Source organism: Nocardia sp. NPDC004860, assembly GCF_040609015.1.
Classification (GTDB): Bacteria; Actinomycetota; Actinomycetes; order Mycobacteriales; family Mycobacteriaceae; genus Nocardia.
On record NZ_JBEXJI010000043.1, the window covers coordinates 34,559 to 58,608 of the forward strand.

Sequence of the window (24,050 nt, forward strand, 5' to 3'; positions counted from 1 at the left end):
CGCCAACATCTACTGGTGACTGCGCGCCGCCTGCTCGCCGAGCAGGGGCCGGAGCGGCTCACAATGGACGGACTGGCCGAGCGTGCTGGTCTCGGCAAGGGCACCGTTTTCCGTCGGTTCGGCAGCCGAGCGGGGATCTTCCACGCGCTCCTCGATGACGACGAGCGCGCCTTTCAGGAAAGCGTTATGTCGGGGCCGCCACCCCTCGGTCCCGGGGCCGATCCGATGGCCCGCCGGCATATGGCGGGGCGCGGATCTCATTCCTGCTGGAGCGCTACGAGATTGCGCGCAATGCGCTCGATGGCAGCCAGCCCGTTCTCCAGGGAGTCGACACGATCTCGCGTGCTCACATCCGGGTGCTTCTCGCCACGGCAGAAGTGGACTTCGGGGACCTCGCCGCGCTGTCGTTGCAGCTCGCGGCGGCACTCGAAGGACCGATCATCCTCTACCTGCCCCCGACCGACCGGCCTGCCACCGCCCGCTCCATCGAGCGATTGTCACGGAGTTGGGAAGAACTCGTGCGAGCCTGCTTCGCTGCCGAATCCCAACGGGGCTCGCGTTGACGATCGGTCTCTGTCTTCCTTAACCAGGTCCCAGGATTCGGGATCGGCCGCTCGAGGCGGGTGCTCCATCCAACGCCTGCGTCCAGCTCACGGCCGTCGGATCCGTAAAAGGACGTGCTTGTGCCGCACAACGGAACGTGTGGGTGGGCCCCGATAGGTCTGCAGGACATGATCGTCTGGGCAGCAAGCAGGAGGACGTGAATTCAACTATGAGCACTACCGAGATCGACGCGAACATCGTCGGGCAGGCTGCCGACCGCATCACGAGCGGAGTCCGTGCGCAGCGGCCGGTGGAACCCGTGCGTGATCTGCTCGGCGTAGGCGACATCACAGTCGCTTACGCCGTGCAGGAGGAACTGACCCGCCGACGCGTCGCCAGCGGTGCGGTCGTGGTAGGACGGAAGATCGGGCTCACTTCACCGGCTGTACAGCAGCAACTCGGTGTCGACCAGCCTGACTTCGGCGTGCTTTTCGCCGACATGGACGTCTCTGGTGGGACGGCGGTGCCCTCGCGGCGATTGCTGCAGCCCAAGGCCGAGGCCGAGGTCGCCTTCGTCCTGAAGGACGACCTGGCGGACGGAGACCTCGACGCGGAGCAGATCCGCGCCGCTGTCGATTACGCCGTCGCCGCATTGGAAATCGTCGACTCGCGCATCGCGGACTGGGATATCACCATCACCGACACGGTCGCGGACAACGCCTCGAGCGGACTGTTCGTACTCGCCGAAAAGCAGCTCGCCTTAGCGGAATTCGAGCCACGCGACGTCACGATGAAGATGTACGCCGACGACGTGCTGGTGTCGGAAGGCACCGGTGCCGCCTGCCTCGGCGATCCGCTGCTGGCACTGGCCTGGCTCGCCCGAACCGCCAAAGAATACGGAAATCCACTGCGGTCCGGGCAGATCGTGCTTTCCGGCGCGCTCGGCCCGATGGTTCCTGCACCGCCGGGCACCCGCATCCGGGCCGACATCGGCCCCCTGGGCTCGGTTTTCGCCACGTTCTCCCCTAAGGAGGGGCAATGAGCACGCCTACTGGGCGCAAGACCAAGGTCGCCATCATCGGGTCCGGGAATATCGGAACCGACCTGATGATCAAGGTGATCCGGCTTTCCTGCAGCCTGGAAATGGGCGCGATGGTCGGCATCGATCCCGACTCGGACGGACTCGCCCGTGCGAAACGGCTCAAGGTGCCGACCACCCATGAGGGTGTGGACGGCCTGATCGGGCTGCCGAACTTCGACGAGATCGACATTGTCTTCGACGCTACCTCTGCCAAGGCGCATATGGCCAATGCTGCGAAACTGGAACCCTTCGGGAAGAAGCTCATCGACCTGACACCCGCGGCGATGGGGCCCTTCGTGGTACCACCGGTCAACCTCGAGCAGCACTTGGACGCCGGGGTCGGCAACGTCAACATGGTCACCTGCGGAGGACAGGCCACCATCCCGATGGTCGCGGCCGTTTCCGCAGTCACGCCGGTGCACTACGCGGAGATAGTGGCATCGATCGCGTCCAAGTCGGCGGGACCGGGTACCCGCGCGAATATCGACGAGTTCACCGAAACCACTTCGCACGCTATCGAATCCGTCGGTGGCGCCGCCCGCGGCAAGGCGATCATCGTCTTGAATCCGGCCGAGCCGCCGCTGATCATGCGGGACACCGTCTTCTGTTTGATCGGCGAGGCAGTCCATGACGACATTCGTGCTTCGATCGCCGAAATGGCTGATCGCGTGGCACAGTACGTGCCGGGCTACCGCCTCAAGCAGGACGTGCAGTTCACACCTATCGGTGCGGACGAGCCGATGCACACGTTGGTACCGGAGGGCGCGGGGCCGGTTACCACCCGGGTGTCGGTGTTCCTCGAGGTCGAAGGCGCCGCGCACTACCTGCCTGCCTACGCGGGCAATCTCGACATCATGACATCGGCGGCGCTGCGCGTCGCCGAATCGATCGCTCGCCGGAAGACCGTCGCTGCGGAGGCCGCCCGATGATTCACCAGCTCTATATGCAGGACGTGACCCTGCGCGACGGGATGCACGCCATCCGGCACCGCATCGATCCGCGCGACGTCGGCCGCATCGTGGCCGCCCTCGACGCGGCGGGCGTGGACGCCATCGAGGTCGCCCACGGAGACGGACTTGCCGGCGGCTCGGTGAACTACGGACCGGGTAGCCACACGGACTGGGAGTGGCTCGAAGCAGCGGCGGCCAATATCAACAAGGCCGTGCTGACCACCTTGCTGCTGCCCGGCATCGGCACCATCGTGGAGTTGAAGCGCGCATACGATCTCGGGGTTCGGTCGGTGCGGATTGCCACGCACTGCACCGAGGCGGACATCTCCGCCCAGCACATCGGTACTGCCCGGGAACTCGGAATGGATGTGTCCGGCTTTCTGATGATGAGCCACATGGCCGATCCCGCGCAGCTCGCCGCTCAAGCAAAGATGATGGAATCGTTTGGTGCGCACTGTGTTTACGTCACCGATTCCGGCGGCCGCCTGACCATGGACGGTGTGCGGGAGCGAGTGCGGGCCTACCGCGATGTGCTCGATCCGGGTACCGAGATCGGAATCCACGCCCACGAGAACCTCTCGCTGTCGGTTGCCAACAGTGTTGTCGCAGTGGAGGAAGGAGTGACCCGCGTCGATGCCTCGCTGGCCGGGCAAGGTGCGGGCGCGGGCAATTGCCCGATCGAGCCCTTCATTGCGGTCGCCAACCTTCAAGGCTGGGAGCATGGCTGCGATTTGTTCGCCCTGCAGGATGCCGCTGACGATCTGGTCCGCCCATTGCGGGACCGACCGGTACAGGTCGACCGGGAAACCCTGACACTCGGCTACGGCGGCGTCTACTCCTCGTTCCTTCGGCATGCCGAGATCGCCGCCGAACGCTACGGAGTCGACGCGCGTGCCCTGCTGCTCGAGGTCGGCCGTCGCGGTCTGGTCGGTGGTCAGGAAGACATGATCGTCGATATCGCCCTGGACATCATGAGCGGGAAAGTCGCGATCGCTGCCGTCTGACCAGCAGCCTCGCCTCGTATTGGCCTGTCTCGCAGACACGTTCATCGAATGCTGCGAGGCAGGCCATCGGCTTGTCGGCCGCAGGGTGCGCAAGGGCCAGGCAGGGAGTGATGCCTTGCCTTGAAATCGAGTGGACGGTGCCTCGACCGACCCTGACGGAGGTCACGCGAGGTCGGACCGACGGCAACTGATCCTACTAATCGTTTGCGCCGCATCCTCGCTCGGGCACTGAATATCAGCATGTCCGTGATCGGCAGCGTCGGCAACGGAACCGAACAGCGGGACCGGCGACCGGTAGTCCACCGCAGGATCATTAGTCCTGCGAATCAGGTGTCCACTATCCGGGGGGAGCCTCACCCGCCTTCCGTGTCAGGTTGATTGCGGCATCGAACTCCCGCTCGGCGCCAATCATGTCGAGCTGCTCGAACGCAGCGAGGCCCGCGACACACCGCCCGTACATAACTCCGAACGGGCCCTTTGCACAAGCGATGATACGGCGCTGCCCACTGCTGCCACCGGCGTGCGCGCGAAATCGAAACTGTTGAGTGCGTCGATGGACGCGAGGTTTGCGCAGTTGGTGGCGAAGACCCGACCGTCGAAACTTTGTCGCTGCTTGGTGACGCGTTAGAACTGACAGTCCGGCGTTGCCGCCGATCCGCGCATCGCTGCGGTGGTGGTGAAGGCAACGATGGTCGACGGGCGTGCCGCTCACGCCGACCTCGATCCAGACGGACCCGAGCGTGTGGGCATCCCCGCAGCGGATCTCTGATCTGCTGCGCTGCTACGGAATATGGCTCGCCGAGTGGGATTTCGGCTAGCCGGCGCGCCGCTCGGGTGTGAGGCCGAGGCTCGATATCACAGGTCGGCTCCTGGGCCGGTGGTATCGGTGCGGTCGGTTGCTTCGGGGCCGATCTCGGGTGAGGGGGTCCCGGATTCGATGCTGACAGCATCTCGGCGGAAGTGCCGTTCGATCTCTGCCGTGTTGGTGGTGAGGTGGAAGCGTCGCTGTTGTTCGTGCTGGAGTTGGTCCAATTCATCGATCAGCCAGTCGTTATCGGGGCTGGATGATGTGTCGGGTTGTGGCTGGGCGGGGCCGTAGAGAAGCGCTTCGGTGTCGGCGAGCGCCAGCCGGCGGGTGATGTGCTTGATGCGCTGAACCAGTTCGTCGTCGCTAAGCACACTGAAGAGATTCGTGGCGGCAGGATCGATGGCGGTGGCCGGGCTCGGAGGCGTGCCGGGATCGGTCAGGTGTTGTGTGACCCAGTTTTCGATCTGAGCGCGGATGTCGGCGGTGGGTGCGCTGTGCCAGTCACGTCGCAGCATCGTCAGCGCCGCAGGCGCGCGGTAGACCTTCGCAATGTGTGCGCATCGCGCCGAAACATGATCGCGCGGTTCGTGGTCTGGGATCGTGGGGGCGTTGTTGTCGCGGCATTCGCCGCACAGGCCGTCCTCGCCGCGGCGGCCCGGGGGCGGGGCGGCGTCGAGGACGGCTCGCTCGAGACCGCAGTGCACGCAGCCGAATCCGCGTGTGTCGGGTACGCCGGCGAGGTCGTAGTCCAGGGGATGCTGGCTCGGTCGCGGGTCGTGTGGGTTGGGGTTGTAGTAGCGGTGGGGCACGCCCTCGGGCAGTGGTAGGTGATGTGGTGCGACGTCGACGTCGGCTCGTGTATCGAGGTATTCCGCATTTTCACGGGCGGCAGCGATGTCGGCTGCGGTGGGTCGGGCGCGCGGCGGGCTGCCATCGATGCGGGGTTCGTGGTCGTGGGCGGCGTAGCTGGCGCTGCCGACGGTGCTCGGCTTTCTCGTGCCGAAATCGGGCTTGTAAGTGTGCGGGTCGGTGCGCGGGATGACAGCCTCGATGAGCGCGCGGTGCTGGGGAAACTGTTCGGCTGCCCAACGCAGCCGAGCCCTGGCGACCGGGTAACTGTACTGGTAGAGAGTGGTAGCGACACGATGGAGGACATCGAGTTCGGTGTCGGTCGCCGTGCGGGAGGCCGCGATGAGTGCGTCCTTGGCCTCAGCGACGCGGCCGGCGTGGAACAGTGCGGTGACGGCGAGAAGGTCTTCGGTGATCGCATCGTCGGCGTCGGTGTCGCGATGGCGATCGTGCTGGACGGCTGGACTCGGTTCGTCGGGACGTGAGGGTGCGGTGTCGTTGTCCTCAGGGTGGGGCATGAGATAATCCGAATCTGTTCCTACGCTGCGGTTTTCGCCAAGTTCTGTTGTGGTGGCTAGGGATGGGGTGGCGGGGTGGAGGAGTACTTCGATGCGCCAGGCGAGTGCGGTCGTGTACTGGTCCGGTCGCGGTCCCGGGTTGTTGTGTTGGGCGGCGGTGAGCAGTTCGTGGGCGGTGTTCAGCAGCTCGTGCGCGTCCCAGCCCTCGTCGGTGCCGTGGTCGACAGCAGCGACCAGGCGTGGCCAGACAGGGCTAACGAGGACGGTGTCGGCGAGATGCTCACCGAGTAGCTGGTGAAGATGGGCGGTCCAGTCTGGCCGTAGATGCATGGCATCGGTCGCGGTGTGCAGTGCCGAAGGGTCCAGACCGAGCCGGAACCAGAGTGCGGCAGCAGGCATCTCGTCAGGCAGGGGCCGCTCGGTCGCGGCGTGCGTGAGCAGGGCATCGATGTCGAGTCCGGTTCGGGCGGCGGCGTCGAGTTTGTCGGCTAGTTGCGGCCACCAGGGGTCATCGAGAACTCGCGCGTCGAGGCGTTTGGCCAGGGGCGACCACATGTCGATCGCGGTGTTGAGGTCGCCGAGCACCTCGGTGATGCGCGCGTCCAGCAGCCGTTGATAGTCGTGCTCGCGTACAGTGAAACCGGTTGGGCCCGTGGGCCGTAGGTCGGTGTCGACGGTGTGGCGGCCCGCGCGCCAGACTGCGAGGTCACCCAGCAGTGCGTCGTTGCCGAGCAACGGTCTCGCCCAGACCGGCGCCGTCGTGGCTGTCCAGACCCGGGCGTCGGCGCGGATCTGGTCGGCGAGGTGGGTGATAAGGCGTGTGCGGGCTTGCAGATGTTCGGACACAAGGCCCTCAGGCAGATGGCGTGGCAGCCCCCGCACCCAGGACAGAGGTTCGGCATCGCGGGGATAGGCGTGGCCGGTGTCGAGACGCCAGTGCAGCACGGCGGCGGGGTCGACGGCGGTGGTTAACTCCCGCGCTGCGAGCGCGGTGGCGAGTGCTTCGCCGGGCTCGCGGCCGGACAAGGCCATGAGCGACAGGACTTCACGTAGCGCCGGATAGGCGGGCGCGTCGGTAAGCCCTGGCCACACCTGTTCGGCGTGGGCGTCGAGAGCGGTCAGCGCCTCGGCGCCGAGCGCGTGCTCGGCGGCGAGAGTCAGAGCGTCGTGGTATTTGTCGATGGCGTACCCGAGGCGCTGGCGTGGGTCGAGTACGTCGCGTAGTTCGGTGTACGCGGAGCTGTTGGTGGTGTCGCGGGCGAGGATTCGTTGCAGGACTTCGACAGCGGTGCGGGAGAACAGGCCGGGTTCGGTCCAGAAGGATGCTTCGCTGCCGTCGATGGCGGTCGTGACGTACATGGTGTTGGTGGTGGCGCCGCGGGTGAGCGCGACGTAGAGCTGGTTACGGGATTCGCTGCCGGTGAGCACGATGTGGCAGGTCTCGGCAGTGATTCCTTGAGCGGAGTCGATGGTCATCGCGTATCCGAGCCGGACATGCTCGCGCACGTATTCCGCAGGGAGCATGGTGGTCTCGCCGGTGCGGCGGCCGGGGCGCAGGTGGGTGACGGTGAGGGCGCCGTCGGGGTGGGCGGTGGTGACGGTCCAGCGGTAGCCGTTGCGTATCCAGTCGCGTTGGCCCAGGCGCAGTCTGGGATCGTTGCGGCGGGTGCTGACGATGTCACCGATCGATGCGTGCAGTCCGTCCGATAGTTCGGCTTCCGCGCCGATCGTGGTGGTGCTGCGTGCGATGCGGTCGGCGCGGGCTTGGTCGTTGAGTGCGGTGACGATGCCGTTGGTGGCGGCGAGCATGATGGTGTCACGATCGGCCAGGTGGTCGGCGATCCATCCGGCATACGCCTGTTCGCGCACTGCGGCCGGTGATCCGGAGCGGACCCGCTGGTGGTCGAGGTAGAATCCGAGGGCACTCGGATCTCCCTCGCGCAGTGAGAGACTGGCGGAGGCCTCGACAGTGGAGCGGAAGCGCACGACGTGGGTCATGGTCGAGGCACGGGCCGCGTCAGCGGTGTCGGCCGCAGAGCCACCGGCTTCGATAGCCGGCAACTGGTGATTGTCACCGACACACCTCACCGCCGCCCGACGGTCGAGAAGGAATTCGAACAGCTGTAGCCGTTTGTCGTCCCCGAGGCGCACGTGCTCGTCGACGATGACCAACGTGCGCGCGTCGATCTCGAGCACCCACTGCGGCAGCGACGGCGGAAACGGCCGATCATAGGCCGAGTGCACGGTGGTGGGGGAGTGTTTGCGGAGTACGTCGAGGAGTTTGTCGACGGTTTCGGTGCGTGCGTGGATCGCTTCGCTGAGCACGACGGCCGCGGCGGCAGTGGGCGCCAATCCGAGGACGGTTCCGCCGTCGGCGCGCCAGGCGTCGGCGAGCACGCGCATGGCGGTGGTCTTCCCGGCACCGGCGGGTGCGTTGGTGGTGGTGATGAACCAGGGGGAGCGGGCGAAATCGGTGATGACCGCGATCTGCCCGGCGTTGAGCCGACGCCCGGCGTTGGCGGGATCGCGATGGTACGCGCGGATCGCGGTGTCGACGTCGTGATCGGCGGGGGTGTGGGCGCCGATCCGCAGCGACAGCTCGATCAACCGTTCGGTGGTGCCCAGCCGGTGCACGGTGGTGTAGGTCTGGGTACCGGCGCTGGTGTAGAAGCTGGTGTGATCGGCGCGCTGGTATAGCGGGGGAACGTCGGCGAGGACGGGCTCAGCGGTGACGTCAGGATCCCCTCGCGCGACCACGTGCACAGGTGAGAGTGCCTCGGCGACCACGGCTTCGACCGTGGTGGCCCAGTGATCCCTGTCCAACAGTCCGCGTAGCTGTCGCTCGGCTTCGGCGCGGACATGGTGCCACTGCCAGCTCGACCGCTCCGCGGACACGGTCGCCACAACGCGTTGCCCGATATCCGCGATCTCTGTGGACGTGAGACCGCGGCGTGGTGCGGGCCTGTGAGACAGGATGGTAGCCACCGTCTTCGACAGCAGTTCCGGTGAGCCGAGCACCGTTTCGGCTTGCCGGCGCCAGTCGGCGCGCTGCTCGGCCCAGGAGCGGGACCGGTGCCGAGTCGGTCGGGTCTCGAGGGTGGCGCGCTCGGTGAGCGCGAACATCTCCTTCGGCATCGGTTCACGCCCGACCTCACGCTCGAACCGGGCCGCGAGCACGCCGAGGCGAGCGGTGATCGCCGCGTCGCGCCGTGACCAGTACTCGATCAGCACCAGTGGGACACCGTCGATTTCACGGATAGGTCGCTTCGACGGGTCGGTGCCGAACCGTTCGCTGAACGACACGGCGAGGTCGTGTTCGAGATGGTGCTCCAAGCGAGTGTTGTAGATCTCGCTGACGGTCACCATCAGCCGGTAGATCACCGCGGCGTCGAGGGTCAGCCAACGGCCATCGAGCGTGCGTACCCGGTTGGCGATCAACAGGTGCGTATGCAAATCCGGATCCCCGCACCGGGATTCGCGGTGAACGAACCGCACGGCGACGATCCCCTCGACATCGACCTGCCGCACCCCATTGGCCCCGAGCCGCGAGAAGATCGCGTGCTGTTCCAGCCAGGCCACCGCGTCGTCGATGGCCTTGTCGTGCGCGGCGGCGATGGTGTCCGAGACTGCTTTCGGGGCGACCGCCCACAGCGCGGACACGCTCTTGACCGGGCTGAAGGTGATGTCGAATCCCGCGACCGCCGCCGAGTGCGGGCGCGAGTTGCGGGCAACCCACCCCGACAACTCCCGCGCATCCAACGGTGCCCGCCCGATCATTTCGGTGAACATCGTGGTGGCGACACGGCTGCGGATCCGGGCGCGGGTGTCGTCGGGAACAGCTGCCGACCGTGGGAGACCTTGTGCGGCATTGTGTTCAGCGAACGCGGTCCCGCAGCGTTCCCGGAACTCGTTGCCCCCGTCGTACACCCGAAACGGACGCCCCAGACGGGTGGCCTTGCTCGCTGCGCGCAGCGCGTCTTTGGGCTTGGCGCCCGCGGCGATCTCGCGGTCGATGACCTCGGTCTCGAGCGCGTCGGCGTTCGGATGGCGTCCCTCACCGAACAGGCTCTTCATCTGCGCTTCGGTGACCACGTTCCCGGCGGCCAAGCCCAGCGCGGACAGGCCGCTGCCGTGCCATCGACCTGGTGATTCACCCCGCGCCGAGTAGTAGTCGGCGAGCGTTCCGGGGCCCCGGTCGGTGGAATCGTCAGCGGCGACCTGCCGCAGGTAATACAGATAGCTGTTGCCGGCCAACACCTTGTGCAGCGTCGCTGTCACACATCCATCGAAACCCTGATCTACTGGAATGGCGATAGCCGAAGTTGGTAAGGGATTGACCAATTCGACCGTTTCGGCTGGTCGTTACGGAATTGAGGCCCTCTATGCAAGAGGTCTGCTTGCGCGAATAGGGAGAAAAAGGGGGGAGGCGTTGGGGTAGCAGCAGATAGGTGGTGAGGCGGGACTGCTGGTGTGGGGTCTACGGGGTAGGCAGGTATGCGTGATAGGGGCGAGGGGAGTGTTGAAGGAGTTCGGCAGGTAGGCACAGAGATTCGACTATCCGCCGAGCCGATTCCTACGGGCCGTCGCAGGCCGCTACGTCCGGCGGTCGACGGGAGCGCTTGCCGGACAGGTGATGTCGATCGCCGGGGTCAGATCGATGGGGAGGACATGGTTCAGGAGGTACGCGGTCAAGTAGAACGCGACGAATACCAGGATGCAGGTGAGGATGAAGCGCAAGACAGTGGCTACGTGAGACAAGGCGTGGCTCCCTTGTTGACGTCGTGCGGTGGGGTGGTGGCCGGTCCGCCGCAGGGGTTGATCACCGCGGCGGACCGGAGAACGGAACGCCAGGGTTCAGGCGGCGTGCTCGCGAGTGGCGGGCACGTCGAGACCGATCCAGACCAGGCATTGCGTGCAGAGGCTGTCGCTGTTGACGGCGGTGACGCGGGTGCACGCATCACAGCGGCCGGTGCGCTGACCCGCACCCAGGACCGGGCCGCGTCGACGCGGCTGCCGCTGCGCCGGAGCTGACGGCGGCTGCGGGTCGGGCTCGCTCGGAGACTCGCCGGGAAGCAGTGCGGTGGCGAGGAATTCGTCAATGAGCTGGATCAGCCATTGCGGCGCACGCCCGCGCACCTCGGCCAGCAGGCCACGCGCCGAGCTGGGGTAGGTGTCGGCGAAGAACCGGAAATAGGCGCGGGCGAGATCGCGTGCGGTGAAGCGGCCGGGAAGCGGTGGCAGGCCGGGGCGGTTGTCGGCGCGGCATAGGTCGCAGAGCCCGTCGTCGCTGCGGAGGCCTCCAGTGTGGGTGTGGGTCAGGTGTTGGTCGGTGTCGCTGCGTTCGATGAAGCAGGACACGCACCGCCACCCCCGGACCGGGGTCATGGCCTCGTGGTCGTAGTCGAGACCGTTGCCCTGGAACGGAATCGCGATGCGGCGATCGGTATAGCCGCGCAACGCGGTTCGAGTCGCGGCGTGGCCGAGAGCGTTGTCGTCGCTGACGGATGGTTTTCCGGCGAGGGCGAGTGCCTGCTGGTGTTGCTCGGCGACATAGTTGACGTAGGCGTGGTTCCACAGCGCGCGGGCCTCCTCGGAATCGAGGGGCGGCTTGTCCCCGGGGAAACGTGGCGTCCACGAACTCGATGCGGGTTGGGCGAGCAGTCCGCGTTCGCGGGCACGGTTTTCCGCGGCGCGGGCGTCGGTGAGTTCACTGTCGACAGTGTCGGTGTAGAGACTCTCCGCCACATACTTGGTGACGATCTCGGGCTCGGTTTCAACCGGGCGGCGCTTGCCGCGGCGCAGGGCACGGTACTTGATCTGTTCGGGAGCCCGGCGCGACTTCTCGGTGTCGCGGCTGGGGGCCAGGTAGGTGCGTGCGGGTGGATTGCGCCACTGCCGCATCGGCGTACGCGGAAGCTCCGCAGTCGGCAAGGCGGCGTGTGTGGCGGAGTATTCGTCCTCGACGGTGGTGTTGTTGCGCGCCGCGAGTGCCTGGATTTCGGCCAGCCGGTCGGCGCGATCACGGATGTAGAGCCCGGGATCGGAGTCCGGCACCAAGGCGACCAGGCGGTGCTGGTTGTCGGGCTCGCTCGCATGCTGGGCGGCAAGGCGTTTCATGGCCGACTCGAACGGATAGAGGGTGAAGGTTTCCACGAGCCGATCCAGGAACTCGCGATCCTGCGGGGTCGCGAGGGTAAGTGCGGCGGGGAAGGCGCGGCGTGCGGCGCGGCGGTCGGTGATGAAGGTGATGTCGAGTGCGGCGATGGCGTCGAGGAATGCGCTGTGTTCGGTCACGAGAGTTCCTGTCAGGATGATGATGTCGGCGAGCACCCCGGCGCGTGAGCAACTTCGGCAGCCGGGATGACCGGCTGGTCTGGGCGACCAGCCGAGGGCGCACGACCGGGACCGGGCGCGAGGCGCCGGCGGAGAACGCGCCGGGGCGTGCGGAAACGAATTCCCGTGCGCTCAGAAACGCGACGGGTGATGACGGATCAGAAAGCGCGCACGAGAATTCGATTGCGCCGAGCGCGGGCTCCGTGGCGCGGCGCTCTTGGGGCCGGTAGCCCTCGAGATGGCTGGTCGCCCAGACCAGCAGGACATCCCACCCGCCCCCTGTACTTGGCCGGAGCGGCCAGTACAGGAAGGTCGGTGGAGCAGGGTTTAGAAGTCCGGATCGTCGGTGCCGTTGGACCCGACCACCGCGAGTGCCGGTGCACGCCACGGACCCTGATCAGTGGGCTGCTGATCGGAACCGTCTGCGGGCTGACCGAACCCGTTCCCGGCGGCGGTGCGTCCACCTGTTCCGGGGCCGTTGCCGGTGCGGTTCCTCGTTACCTTCGCGGTGGCGTAACGCAGGGAGGGACCGACCTCGTCCACATCGAGCTCCACGACGGTGCGTTTCTCGCCTTCTCGGGTTTCGTAGCTGCGCTGCTTCAATCGTCCCGAGACGATCACACGCGCTCCGCGAGTCAGGGTCTCGGCCACGTTCTCCGCGGCCTGTCGCCAGATGCCGCAGCGCATGAACAGTGCCTCGCCATCGCGCCACTCGCCGGAGTTCCGGTCGAAATAGCGTGGTGTGGACGCGACGGTGAAATTGGTGACCGCTTCACCGGCCGGGGTGAAGCGCAGCTCGGGGTCACCGGTCAAATTCCCGATGACCGTCAGAGTCGTGTCCAGAGCCATGGTGCAGTTCCCTTTCGAAAATAGTAGGTACGACACCGCTTCGGGGCGGTAGTCGGTGATGGACCGCGCCGTGAAGGTCGCGGGGGATGCGCGGAGGAATCCCGGCAGGTCAGGCAGCGGCGTCGAGGTCGACGGTGACGTTGGTGCCGAGGTCGATGTCGTGGAAGTCGATGAGTCCGGCGGCGGCTTGTTCGACGTCGACGAGTTCGAATTCGAGTTGCTGGCCGACGGTGGCGAGGAACCGCAGATACCGTTGCAGGCCGCGGTCGTTGTAGCGCCAGGAGTCCTTGCCTGCGCGGGATTCGAACGCGCCGAGCACCATGGCCAGCACGATCACCCATGCCCGGCTCGCGGTCGCGGACTGGATCGAGGCGACCAACTCGGTGGTGAACCCGGAAACACCGAGCAGGTCCAGGGCCGTCTTCGGTGCATGGAACGACCCCAGCAGATCCGACTCCCAGGCCAGGGATTCGGCCACGAACTGCCCGGCCTGCGGGGGCGGGGTGCGCCGGGCCAGCAACCGGTGCAGGAATTCCACGCGACGCTGCTTGGCGGCGAGTCCGCGCTTGTTCAACTCCCGTACCCGCCGCCGTTCCTGCCGCGCGGCTTCCCGTTCGGCCGCGGCCTTCTCCGAGGCAAGCAACTGCTCAGCCTGCTCTCCGCCGGGTGTTTCGTTGCTCGGGGTGAGAGGCCGCATCCGCAAGCCGGACTCGGCCAGTTGGTCGGTGGGAATGAAGTACCGCGGAATCCAGCGGTCTCGATGTTCCACCGAGTCGGCGTGACGCAGTCCCTCGGCAGGATGGGAGGCGGTGTTGCCCTTGGTATCCCAATCGACGCGGTCGGGATCGACGAGTTCACCGGTGACCGTGTCGACGAGTTGACCGTTCTCCTCGACATCGACATACACCAGCCACCGATCGGCGGCTGCGGTGACCAGGTCTTCGGTGATCGGCGTGGCGTCGACGGTTTCCAACATCTCGGCAGGCAGGAGTTGCGGTGTGGGCGAACTGGTGTCGGGCTCGACGGTGAGTACTCCGAATCCGAGGGCCGCGTACATCACGGATGCTTCGAGGCGTGCGCGGATTTCGCGTCGTTCGGCGGAGATCCGATTCGCTATGTAGGTGAACCGCGACCGGCGCTCCTGCAGCAGGCGCTCGACTGCTTCTGTGTCGCCGAGGGTTTCGTATTCGGCGATGACTGCGAGCTGGTCGAGACTGTAGGTATTGGAGTCGACGAGTCCGCGGGCGGTCGCCGATGCCGCGATTGTTGCCGCGTGCTTGATCTCGGATCGTTTGCGCTGCAATCCGCTCGCCACGCGGGTCACCGAGGCCCCCAGGTCCAGCATCAACGCCACGCCGCCAGCACGGTCTGCGGCGGTCATCGCCACGCGCCGGTCGTTGACGTTCATTTGCTTGAGGGTCGTGCGGATCCGGCGCTCGTTCTCGGGAACATCCGGGTCGGCGTCGGTCATCCAGACCGGAACCTTCGCGGTGCCGACCTCGACGGCGATGAGCGTGCGCAGTTGCCCCTCGGTGACATGGAGGCTGCCGTCGGGCTGTCGTTCGGCGATGATCGGGGCCTCGACACCGAATTCCTTGATGGAGTCGATGAGTTCGGGATGCTCTGCGATGTCGAAGGTCTTGCGCACGTTCTGAGCGATCACCAATTCCGACGGGCGCACGTACAGCGCCTCGACATTGGGCAGCGCTTCCACATCGTCATCGGGTTCTGGCGTAGTGGAGAGTTCGACGTGCGCGGCATCCACGACATCTGCTGTGCTGGGGACGGTGTCCCCGTCGAGGACGGCCGCGGTGGTCTGGGAGGGAACGGATTGCATGGGGCAGACCTCCTGAGAGACAAGAATGCGGGGCCACCATGCGCCCGGAGTGGCGGCTATGTAGTGGCCCCGCGGAGTGAAACGGCGGGTGAGCGAGATCGGTCAGGCAGCGATCGGGCGGCGCTCGGCGCGGGAGACATTGAGCGGGCGAAGCCGGAGTACGCCGTGATCGTCGGCAATGAATGTCCAGTGGCGGCCACGCCAGTCGGGGTGATCGGCGCGCCAGCGATCCAGCACAGTGGTGGCCTTGATCGCCGGGACAGCCCCGGCGCGGCCACGATGAACCAGCTGCTCGTACTCGACGCGCGAGATGCGAGTGACAGCAACGGAATTGACGGACATGGGTAACCTCCGGAAATGATGGGTGGTTGATGGGTGCTGTGGAGAGAGCGGAAGAGCGGAACGTGTCCTGTGTGATCGCGCAGGGCACGGATTCCAACGGCAACACCCTCGCCTCGAAACAGGCGCGGCAAGACCCGAATCCGAGGAAATGTCACCGCGCGAGTACGCTGAGGACGTCGTGCGCGTCGACGACCAGTTGCGCACGGCCTGTGCGAATGAAGTTGTGGCAGCTGCGTGAGGCCGCCGAGTCGATGGCGCCCGGTACGGCGGCGACCGCCCGATGCAGTTCGTTGCCCCAGCGGACGGTGTTGGCGGTGCCGCTGCGAAGCCCTGCCTCACACACCACGATCCCGGCCGCCAAAGCCGCAACGATCCGGTTGCGCTCGAGAAAATGCGGTCGGCTGGGCTCGACGCCCGGCGGGTACTCGCTGACCAGGAGACCTGTTTCCTCGACGCTGGCCAGCAGGTGGGCGTTGCCGTGGGGGAACAGCCGATGCAACCCGGCGGGCAGCACCGCTACCGTGGGCCATCCGGCATCGAGAGCAGCTTGATGAGCGGCGGCGTCGATCCCGAACGCTCCACCCCTGAGGATGGTCCAGCCTTGTGCCGCCAGACCTGAGGCGATGGAGGTAGCGACCTTCTGGCCGTAGCTGGTGCACGCGCGGGCACCGACGACGGCTACGCGTGTTCGGTCAGCATGTTCAGCTGTCCCGGTCCGCGGGTCCACAATGCGATCGGTGCTAGAGCGCCGATGGTGTCGAGGTCGGCGAGCACGCTCGGCCAGCCGGGGGCCTCACGAGTCAGCAGCCGGCCGCCGAAGCGGTGCGCGCGATCGAGATCCTGTGCGGCCACAGCGCGGGTCTGCGGGCCGAAGCGTGAAATTCGTGCGTCCGCGGCGATTCGCTCGGCCGCGTCGAGCGGACCGTGCGCCGCGAGCAGACCACGCACGGCGGCCGGGGCGGCCAGCGCGGCCCGCGACACAAGCGCCCACGCCACCAAGTGCTCGTCAGGATCGGTCATGATCGAACTCCTGTGTCTGTGAATCGGGTTATGCGGCACCGATATCGACGCGTAGTTCGACGGCGGCCTCGATCCCGGTACGGCACAGTCGCTGCAGTCGCTGCGGTGGCATGACGCTCGACAATGCGATGCCGAGCAGATGCGCCATCCGGTGTTCGGGGTCCGAAGACAATGCGGCGTCGACGGCGATGCCCGCGAGCACCCCGTCACCGCGCAGGTAGGCGTTGAACGCGAACAGTGTGGCGGCTTCGGCGCGGTCCGGGTCGGGCAATGCTCGGGTCAGGATCGACCACAGGTGTTCGGCACGCGCGGCGTGCTCACCGGCAGCGACACCGAACATGACATCGCGCACCGCGGTATCACGCAGGGCGACAGCGACTTCGGCCAACGCGCGGGGTTCGGGTACCTCGAGGCCACAGGCGTGTTTGATGACGTGTATTAACTGCCACAACGCCTGTCTGGTGTAGCCGTCCGGATCACCGATGAGCACGGTTCGGGCCAACCGTCGATGCGCGTCAGCGGCGGCCTCCGGTAAGGCCGCGGTGACGCGATCGCGCAGCGCAACATCGACCTCGACCAGTTCGGTGAGTTCGGCGCGGTTGTGGTGGATCTGTCGACCGTTACCGGCGAGTTCGGCGGCGACCAGTGAGGTGGCCGGATCGGGTAGGTGCCCACTTTGCTCGGGTGCGAGCTCGTCCCACCATTGAACGTTCGTGGTGATGGATTGCGCACTCCAGGCTTCTGCCAATGCGAGGCCCTTCGATTCCAAGTTCTGTCTCAAAGCATCGAGTATCGAGCGCCAACGCTCATCGATCGGGGAGGTTTCGGTGGGGCGAGACAACCTGTCGTCGATCAGGACCGCCAGCACGGCGAAGTCTTCCGCGTGCAAGCACCCGCGTATCGCGGCTTGTCCGATCTCGCTGTCCGGCATCCGGGTTTGCTCGAGCGGCGATGCTGTGCGAAGGATGGCTTGCACCGATGCTGCTCCAGCGCAGGAGGTGTCGTACTTCAAGACGATGAGGACCAGCGACCGGGTCGGTGTGAAGCCGAGCAGAGCGGGCACGGCGGCGATGAGGTCGCCGGGTTTACCGATGGACACAGACAACGGCATGACAGAAACTCCTCCTGGCGGGTTGAAAGCGAATCGGGTGGAGGACAATTGGCAAGGCCATATCCGCTCAGGTGCGCGGGGCAATATGAGGTGAACGTGAATTGCGCAGGGCGGCTGGACTCAGCGCCGCTGTAGTCGAAGTCCGCGTAACGGATTGGCGGCAGTCTCGGTGTCGCGGCCTCTGATCGGTATCGTGGCGTGCGCGAGGGACTGATCAGGTTGGCATACGCCTGTCAGGAGTGGTTCGCCATGACCGAAGCCCCCCGTCCGCGCCGCACTCGTTCTCAGGCTCGTTCACCGGAACTTGTTGCGCGACTGCAGCGCTCACGCAAACGCAGCTTGCGACGCCGCGCCGACGCCGCTGCACGAGAGAAGGCCATCACCCGCGCAGTGGGTGACTACCTCGCCGCCTGGAGCGCGATCACCCACGCCGAGCAGTCCCGCGATCGTGAAGTGGCCGCGCTACACGCACAAATCAACACCGTGATCACCCGCGCGGCGAACGAGATCACGACCCACGAAAACGCGCAGGCGTCGGCCGCGGCCGCTGTGCGCGCGCACGTACAGACCGATGAAGAACTGGCCGATCTGCTCGAGATCACCGTCAAACGCGCACGCCAGCTCCTGGCCGGCTCCCGAACAACCAACCCCGAACGGTCCAGACGCAAGACACCGTCGAAAAAGACAGACCCCACGAGCCCGCCGACAGGAATTGTCCCAGCATCTCGAAACCTACTCGTAGACAAGGCCTCCACCACGTCGGCCGACGGTAGGCCGTCGCAGATGACCGAGTAAGGACGCGGCTGGCTACATTGGCGAATCCTGACCCCGCCCATCGGCGAATTTTGGCCCCGATCGGCGAGGCTGAGTTCTGCTGGTACCGGCGGAGGCTGACGTCATCGGCGAGCGTGTCCGGCGCGCCTGGGTTCGTCCGGTGCACCATTATCAGCATAAGGCGTTTTGTGTCAAGGCATCAAAGCCCACTAGGTCACCCCGCACCTGACGAAATATCTGCTCAGGCTGCCGCCCGATGCGCCGAACCCTGACCTGGGACCGCGGCCGGGAAATCGTCGGCCACAAGGCCATCACCGCGGCGACAGGCACACCGATCTACCTGTGCAAACCTCGAAGCCCGTGGCAACGCGGCACTAACGGGAACACCAATCGCATACTGCGCCAATACCTGCCGAAGAATGCCGACCTGCGCCGCGGGAGCCAAAGCGACCTCGACACCATCGCCCACGAACTCAACCACCGCCCCCGCAAGATCCACGGATACCCCAGTCCCGCCGAGGTCTATGCTGACCAGCTGAACAGCGATGACGCACTGACCGTTTGAGCCCGCCATCGTTTTCCGAACGCCCGGTTCGAGGGCGGGTGGGGTCAAGCTGGCTGCGTGTTCGGCGAGACCCGCGATGGTGGTGGCCTTGAAGTCCAGCGAGAGCCAACCGGCTCTGGAGTGCCGCGGCGGTCAGCCAGCTCGGCAGCGTGGTCACATCTGCCGCTCCACGGTCGTACGGTTCGAGGCGGTGGGCACACGGGCCACGGTAGGGGACCAGGGTCCTACGCTGATCGCGATCCTGGTCGTTGATGCCTCGGGCCTGCACGTCGCGGGAGTTCCGGCGCAAATGCCCGATCGTGATCTACGGCCCGCCTCCATCGCCGCTGGCGGGCTATCAGCTACGGGACGGGATTCCGGAGCGTCACGATGATGCGACCGTTCGGTATCTTTCGTGGGTAGCGTTCGGCATATGGTGCGCCATCCGGCGCCGATGCTCGCCACGCCCGGGCCCGCTCCCGCCGACGACGACACCCGGAACGCCTACGAATGGAAGTACGACGGAATCCATTGCTTGGCATGGATTTCCGACGGCGCGTGCCACATGGTCAGCCGCAACGGCAACTCCCTCAACGCGGCCTTCCCCGAGATCTCCCACGCCCTGGTGTCGCTGGCGGCAGGGCGGGAGATCACCCTCGACGGTGAGCTCGTGGCTCCGGACCGCGACGGGGTGCGGCGGTTCTCCCGGATCGGGCGCCGCATGGGCGTAACAAAACCGAGCCCGGCACTGATCCGGGCGGTGCCGGCGTGCCTGTACGTGTTCGATCTGCTGGGTTTCGGCGGCGGGGACCTGCGCACGCTGACCTACCTCGACCGCCGTGAGCACCTCGAACGGCTGGGCCTGCCGCACGGCCATGTCCTGCCCGCGCCGTCCTACCGCGACATCCCGGTCTCGCGGATGCTGGAGGTCGCTGCCGAGGACGGTATCGAGGGCGTGATCGGTAAGCGCATGGACAGCATCTATCGGGCCGGGCGGTCACAGGCGTGGCGCATTCTCTGCACCATGCAAGCCGATACACCGGTCGCGATGATCTAGCGCAGATTCTTTAGCTGCTGAAGCGCTTGGAGAAGCATGATCATCGTGTCCATCTGGGTGACGACCAAGACGACCAACGCAGCGATAACAGCATTGCGGACCTGTCGAAAACGGCGATGGTTGCGGCAATCCTCGTCATCCAGCTCCGCGCGCGAGATGCCGTGGAGCGGTGCTGCCAACGAGGCGATTGCCCCGCGAGACCGCTGTTCCCTGAAGTCGATCGTCTCAGGGAGATTACACAGGTCGACCCAGGACGGCTCGACCGTGAATCTGCCCTGGAGTGTCGTCGGCAGCGCGGTGGTTATTTGCTAGTTGAAATCCCCTGCGTCACTGTCCCATTGAATGCGGCCATCACTGACCGCAATGAGGATCCGGTCGTGGCCGTGAGCCTTGAGCCGATACTCGGTATCCTGTGAAACACAGGAAGGCATCGACGCGCCCGGAGAAGCAGCAGGATCATCCATTTCGAGTGGCTCAATGCGTCGTTGATCTGGCCCGCAAGGTCGGCGCCTGCCGCAATATGGTTGTGATTCATGAAGATGCGTAGTGCCGGGCTCGGCGCCGGGGCTTCGCGAACTGGCTTAGCCGCCCGCAACCACTCCCACCCGATGCTCTCGCCCCGGATAAATCCGCCGACGTCCTCGTCGGGGATCTGCAGGGGGCGGCCGGAATACAGGAAAAACGGGGGCAGTTCGGTGTGGAGAGGTCACGGGTGATATCCAGGCCGAAGCCGCTGGATGATCCAGTGATGAACCGACCGCTGATTGTCTTGTGTTCAGGCAGTGTGCAGGTCGAAGGCCGCGCGGTTTTGGGCAATGAAGCCCTCGACGTCGAGGGGTTCGCTGCCGCCGATTGTCTTCACCAGGTCGTTGGTGCCGGCGAAGACGCCGTTGCGGTAGTCGACGGCCACGGCGAGCAGGTGCTGGATCAGGTGGTCCGGCGCGCCGCGCCCGTGCAGGATGGCGGCGAATTCGTCGAGTTCGATAGGGACGTAGGTGACTTCACGGTCCAGGGCCCGCGACATTTTCTCGGCGATCTCGTAGTGGTTGAGTTCCTCGGCTCCGTAGAGCGGGTAGATCTGGCCAGCGTGCGGGGTGGGGTCTTCCAGGATGGCTGCGATCACCTTGGCTTGGTCGCTTTCCGCGATGGGGGCGTGGCGTCCGTCGGCGAACGGCAGGCGCAGTTCGCCGGTTCCGTCGGCCCAGGTATCGATCAGCCACTGGGCGAAGAAGGTCGGGCGGATGTGGGTGACGGGGACCGGGGAGTGGTCCAGGACGCGTTCGGCGACCCAGTGCTGGCGTGCTGCGTTGCTGGCGGTTTTGCGGCGGGCGGAGATCTGCGACATGTTCACGATCGCTTGGACGCCGTTCTCTTCTGCCGCTTGGGCCACGTTCGCGGTGGCGTCCATCAGGCCGGGGCGGATCGGATAGGTGAAGTACAGGGCATCGGTTCCCTTGGTCGCCTGGGCCAGGGAGTCGAGGTCGAGTACGTCGCCTTCCACGATGTCGGCTCCGAGGGCGGCGAGCCGCTGGGCGCGTCCGTCGAGGGTGTGGACGAGTGCGCGGACGCGGTGCCCGCGCTGGAGCAGGAGTTCGGTGGTGTGGCCGCCGGTTTTGCCGGTGGCCCCGATCACGAGGAGGTTGCGTTCCATGATGGTGATCTCCGTTGCTTGAGAGGGCATCTGAGAACTCGGTAGTCGGTGGGCGTGTGATCCCTGTGTCAGTGTCGCTTTTCTGTTCGTGTTCGTCGTGCCCGCCTGCGGCGAGTCGCCGCGGTGCCCGTTCTGTCCTTCCTCGTCGTTGACCGACCAGGTTTCGCGCGGTGCGTCATGTCTTCGCGGTTCGTCCGAAGCGGTTGCGGTAGTCCTGCGGCGAGACGCCCAAGATCTTCACGAAGGCCCGGCGCATGCGCTCGTCGTCTCCGAATCCTGCACGGCGTGCGACGGTGTGCACGGGATCGTGTCCGGTTTCCAGCAGTCGTCTGGCTGCTTCCACGCGGATACGTTCCACGGCACGTGCCGGGCTTTCGCCAGTTTCGCGGACATAGACGCGGGCGAAGTTGCGGGGGCTCATGTGTGCGACGTTGGCCAGCACGGGCACGGATATGTCCGTGGCGAGGTTGGAGCGGATCCAGTGGTGCAGGCGATCGAACCGGCCGTTCGCCCCGCTGATCTGTTGTCGCAGTTCGGCACTGAATTGTGATTGTCCGCCGGGGCGTTTGAAGAACAGCACCATGCCACGCGCCACCTCCAGTGCGGTCCGATGGTCCAGGTCCTCTTCGATCATCGCCAGCGCCATGTCGATACCTGCCGACACTCCCGCCGAGGTCCACACGCGCCCGGAGGTGACGAAGATGGCATCCGGGTCGACGGTGACGGCGGGGCAATGCTGGGCGAGTCTGTGGCAGAAGGCCCAGTGCGTGGTCGCCCGCAGGCCATCCAACACACCGAGATCGGCTAGGATGAACGCTCCCGTGCAGATGGAACCGAGCCGGCGAGGTCGATTGACGTACTTGGCCAGGCAGGTGCGCAAACTTTCTGTGGTTGCCGGAGGACCGTCGAGGTCCCCACCAGAGACGAGCAACGTGTCGATGCTCCGTATCGCTGCGGTGTTCAGCGGCACTGTGTCCAGGATGACGCCGGTGTCGGTGGTGATCGGGCCGCCGGCTTCGGAGGCCAGGACCAGGTAGTAGGCACGGCGGCCGTCATCGAAACGCGCCTCGCTGAACGCCTGCATCGGACCACAGATGTCCATCAGGTTGGCGCCGTCGTAGCCCACGATCACCACCTTGCGGGCGCGCTGACCTTTGAGACTGGCCGTGGCTTGTTTCGAGGGCATAGGGCATTCTATGCCACGCCGACAGCCGCGCCGTTCCGCCGCCGGGTGGGGGCCTATGACCTAGTGGCCGTCCTGTCGGGCGCGAGAACTGTCGGCTTGGAAGACCGGCTGGTCGCCACACCCCGAGCTCGCCGACTTGGCGGCCAGCGGACCTGGCGGATCCCACATCTCTACCTGCGACGGGTTCGACCTGCACTCCACGCCGCTCTCGGTACCTCGCCAGCCGCCTCCGGCCGGCACTCAGAGTCGCGTGATCGTTCTAGATCTGCGGCGGCGACAAGCGCTGATTGAAAACCGAAGGCCCCAGGTATCGCTCGAACACCCGCCAGCCGTTGTCGGTGCGCCGTAGCCGATCGAGCATCGGTGAGTACAGCCAGATGGACGGCACTTCGTACATGCTGTTGACGATGGCTTCTTGGAGGGGAACGCCAGGGCCCGTGTCGGGAAATGCATAGCGCACCAACATCATGTGGTAGCGCACCGCTACACCGTCGGGGCCATCTTCGTCGACGATGTGATTGGTGGCGTGACGTGCAACCCCGGGAATGAGATGGCGATACCGCTCTTCGAAAAACGCACGAATTTCTTTATGCCCGCGGAATGATCCGTCGAAGTGGATTGCCGCACCATCGGGCAGGAACGACTCCACCATGCCATCGACGTCCCATACTTCGAACAGCCAGTTGACGCGGTTGACGAAATCGATGGCGTCGATCCGGTCGTGAGCGCTGAGTGCGCTTTGAAGTCTGACGGGCGGAAAGCTCAGCATAGGTACGCCTTTCGTCTTCGCTCGGCCCGAGTGAGACCCACGCGGTGCCGAGAAGTCTGATGCGGTCGTTTCAGATGCAGAACTCGGTCGTAATCAGTTCCGGTCACAGATCCGTGATATCGCGCGAATCCTACTCCGCCCGGGTTCGTCGATGTGGGTTTCGGTGACGACCAGGCAGGTGTCCCGATGGTATCGGCCTGGTCGAGCGCCACACGCTCGACCGAGGCGAAGCACACCGGTTGTTCGGGTGAGTCCGCATGCAGATACCAATGGGTTGGTGGCATCACGTTCCTTGTCCCGCTGGAAGGAATGTCAGCGTGGCCAGGGCCGACGGTGCAGAGCGGTGACACGTCCTGCCCCGCAAGTTCTGCGCACAACCTGTCGGCACGGCACCGCCGTCGGTACAGTCATGCAGCGAAGTTCCCGCCCCACCTGGTTACCGAGTGCTCCGTCCGAAAAGGTCGGTTGAGCAGACGGAAGTTCGGCGCTCCACCACGGAGCCGAGTGCATCGGCACAGTCCACGCACGACAACCGATCAACCTGCCCCACTTGCATCTTGGCGCTGCTGGTCACGGCCCGAGGAACAATTGTTCGCATGGCAGACGCGACAGTAGCCGACGGTCATCGATGGCGTTGAGCATCAATTCTATTGTGCACCAATGCTTTCGACTCCAATCTTGGACCAGGTGGTGTACTGCCGATGCGGCGGCCGTATAGTCGAAGACCACCCCGCCCAGCCAGATCCGCACGTGGACATCACCTTCGGCGGGAAGCCAGCCGTCGGAGTTCATTGCCGATCACCGTTGCGCAGACATGACAGTTC

At 65.7% G+C, this 24,050-nt stretch carries 20 protein-coding genes; 7 read left to right on the forward strand and 13 right to left on the reverse strand.

The genetic code is table 11. The features are described 5' to 3' along the window. The first annotated feature begins 772 nt into the window (after positions 1–772). The 3 genes from ABZV44_RS42510 to dmpG are packed head-to-tail and all read left to right on the forward strand — an operon-like array spanning position 773 to position 3,578. Positions 773–1,585 (forward strand): fumarylacetoacetate hydrolase family protein, encoded by an 813-nt coding sequence (locus ABZV44_RS42510; RefSeq protein WP_354850145.1) that lies wholly within the window; start codon positions 773–775, stop codon positions 1,583–1,585. Next, a complete protein-coding gene (locus ABZV44_RS42515) occupies positions 1,582–2,553 on the forward strand; it encodes an acetaldehyde dehydrogenase (acetylating) (protein WP_354850063.1) in 972 nt (323 codons plus the stop codon). Before ABZV44_RS42510 ends, ABZV44_RS42515 begins: the two co-directional genes overlap by 4 nt. Then, positions 2,550–3,578 carry a 4-hydroxy-2-oxovalerate aldolase gene (gene dmpG, locus ABZV44_RS42520; RefSeq protein ID WP_354850066.1) on the forward strand — a complete coding sequence of 343 codons (1,029 nt, stop codon included), beginning with the start codon at positions 2,550–2,552 and terminating at the stop codon, positions 3,576–3,578. Before ABZV44_RS42515 ends, dmpG begins: the two co-directional genes overlap by 4 nt. An 855-nt stretch (positions 3,579–4,433) precedes the next feature. Here the strand turns inward: dmpG and mobF are convergent. The 9 genes from mobF to ABZV44_RS42565 all read right to left on the reverse strand — a co-directional run bounded on the left by mobF (position 4,434) and on the right by ABZV44_RS42565 (position 17,245). Continuing rightward, complete coding sequence (gene mobF, locus ABZV44_RS42525) at positions 4,434–10,031, reverse strand: MobF family relaxase (protein WP_354850069.1); 5,598 nt, start codon at positions 10,029–10,031, stop codon at positions 4,434–4,436. 315 nt (positions 10,032–10,346) lie between these two features. Continuing rightward, positions 10,347–10,511, reverse strand: coding sequence for a hypothetical protein (locus tag ABZV44_RS42530; RefSeq protein WP_354850072.1), 165 nt, complete (start codon positions 10,509–10,511; stop codon positions 10,347–10,349). A gap of 96 nt (positions 10,512–10,607) precedes the next feature. Next, entirely contained in the window at positions 10,608–12,047 is a 1,440-nt protein-coding gene (locus ABZV44_RS42535) for a hypothetical protein (RefSeq protein WP_354850075.1), read from the reverse strand. 366 nt (positions 12,048–12,413) lie between these two features. Next, complete coding sequence (locus ABZV44_RS42540) at positions 12,414–12,935, reverse strand: single-stranded DNA-binding protein (protein WP_354850078.1); 522 nt, start codon at positions 12,933–12,935, stop codon at positions 12,414–12,416. Positions 12,936–13,044: 109 nt separating this feature from the next. Next, the gene (locus tag ABZV44_RS42545) at positions 13,045–14,772 is read right to left on the reverse strand and encodes a ParB/Srx family N-terminal domain-containing protein (protein ID WP_354850081.1); all 1,728 of its coding nucleotides are present in this window, start codon (positions 14,770–14,772) and stop codon (positions 13,045–13,047) included. Positions 14,773–14,874: 102 nt separating this feature from the next. After that, positions 14,875–15,114, reverse strand: coding sequence for a hypothetical protein (locus ABZV44_RS42550; RefSeq protein ID WP_354850084.1), 240 nt, complete (start codon positions 15,112–15,114; stop codon positions 14,875–14,877). Between the two features lie 151 nt (positions 15,115–15,265). Next, positions 15,266–15,841: a DNA-processing protein DprA gene (locus ABZV44_RS42555; RefSeq protein ID WP_354850086.1), complete on the reverse strand. Its 576-nt coding sequence runs from the start codon at positions 15,839–15,841 to the stop codon at positions 15,266–15,268. Next, on the reverse strand, positions 15,793–16,134 hold the full coding sequence (locus ABZV44_RS42560; RefSeq protein ID WP_354850088.1) for a hypothetical protein: 342 nt from the start codon (positions 16,132–16,134) through the stop codon (positions 15,793–15,795). The genes ABZV44_RS42555 and ABZV44_RS42560 overlap by 49 nt, the downstream gene beginning before the upstream one ends. Before the next feature lie 28 nt (positions 16,135–16,162). Continuing rightward, positions 16,163–17,245: a DUF4192 domain-containing protein gene (locus tag ABZV44_RS42565; protein WP_354850091.1), complete on the reverse strand. Its 1,083-nt coding sequence runs from the start codon at positions 17,243–17,245 to the stop codon at positions 16,163–16,165. A 249-nt stretch (positions 17,246–17,494) separates the two neighbouring features. Here ABZV44_RS42565 and ABZV44_RS42570 point away from each other — a divergent pair, with 249 nt between their 5' ends. The 4 genes from ABZV44_RS42570 to ABZV44_RS42585 all read left to right on the forward strand — a co-directional run bounded on the left by ABZV44_RS42570 (position 17,495) and on the right by ABZV44_RS42585 (position 20,036). Further along, a complete protein-coding gene (locus ABZV44_RS42570; RefSeq protein ID WP_354850094.1) occupies positions 17,495–18,040 on the forward strand; it encodes a hypothetical protein in 546 nt (181 codons plus the stop codon). A 235-nt stretch (positions 18,041–18,275) separates the two neighbouring features. Beyond that, the gene (locus ABZV44_RS42575; protein ID WP_354850097.1) at positions 18,276–18,584 is read left to right on the forward strand and encodes an IS30 family transposase; all 309 of its coding nucleotides are present in this window, start codon (positions 18,276–18,278) and stop codon (positions 18,582–18,584) included. Positions 18,585–18,996: 412 nt separating this feature from the next. Then, a complete protein-coding gene (locus ABZV44_RS42580) occupies positions 18,997–19,620 on the forward strand; it encodes a hypothetical protein (protein ID WP_354850100.1) in 624 nt (207 codons plus the stop codon). Between the two features lie 26 nt (positions 19,621–19,646). Then, the gene (locus ABZV44_RS42585) at positions 19,647–20,036 is read left to right on the forward strand and encodes a hypothetical protein (RefSeq protein ID WP_354850103.1); all 390 of its coding nucleotides are present in this window, start codon (positions 19,647–19,649) and stop codon (positions 20,034–20,036) included. Positions 20,037–20,395: 359 nt separating this feature from the next. Here the strand turns inward: ABZV44_RS42585 and ABZV44_RS42590 are convergent, their stop codons facing one another. The 4 genes from ABZV44_RS42590 to ABZV44_RS42605 form a co-directional block, all read right to left on the reverse strand. Next, a complete protein-coding gene (locus ABZV44_RS42590) occupies positions 20,396–21,271 on the reverse strand; it encodes an NmrA family NAD(P)-binding protein (protein WP_354850106.1) in 876 nt (291 codons plus the stop codon). A 175-nt stretch (positions 21,272–21,446) separates the two neighbouring features. After that, entirely contained in the window at positions 21,447–22,457 is a 1,011-nt protein-coding gene (locus ABZV44_RS42595; protein WP_354850109.1) for a helix-turn-helix domain-containing protein, read from the reverse strand. A gap of 259 nt (positions 22,458–22,716) precedes the next feature. After that, on the reverse strand, positions 22,717–23,226 hold the full coding sequence (locus ABZV44_RS42600) for a nuclear transport factor 2 family protein (RefSeq protein ID WP_354850112.1): 510 nt from the start codon (positions 23,224–23,226) through the stop codon (positions 22,717–22,719). Positions 23,227–23,796: 570 nt separating this feature from the next. Further along, the gene (locus ABZV44_RS42605; protein ID WP_354850115.1) at positions 23,797–24,018 is read right to left on the reverse strand and encodes a hypothetical protein; all 222 of its coding nucleotides are present in this window, start codon (positions 24,016–24,018) and stop codon (positions 23,797–23,799) included. Positions 24,019–24,050 lie beyond the last annotated feature (32 nt).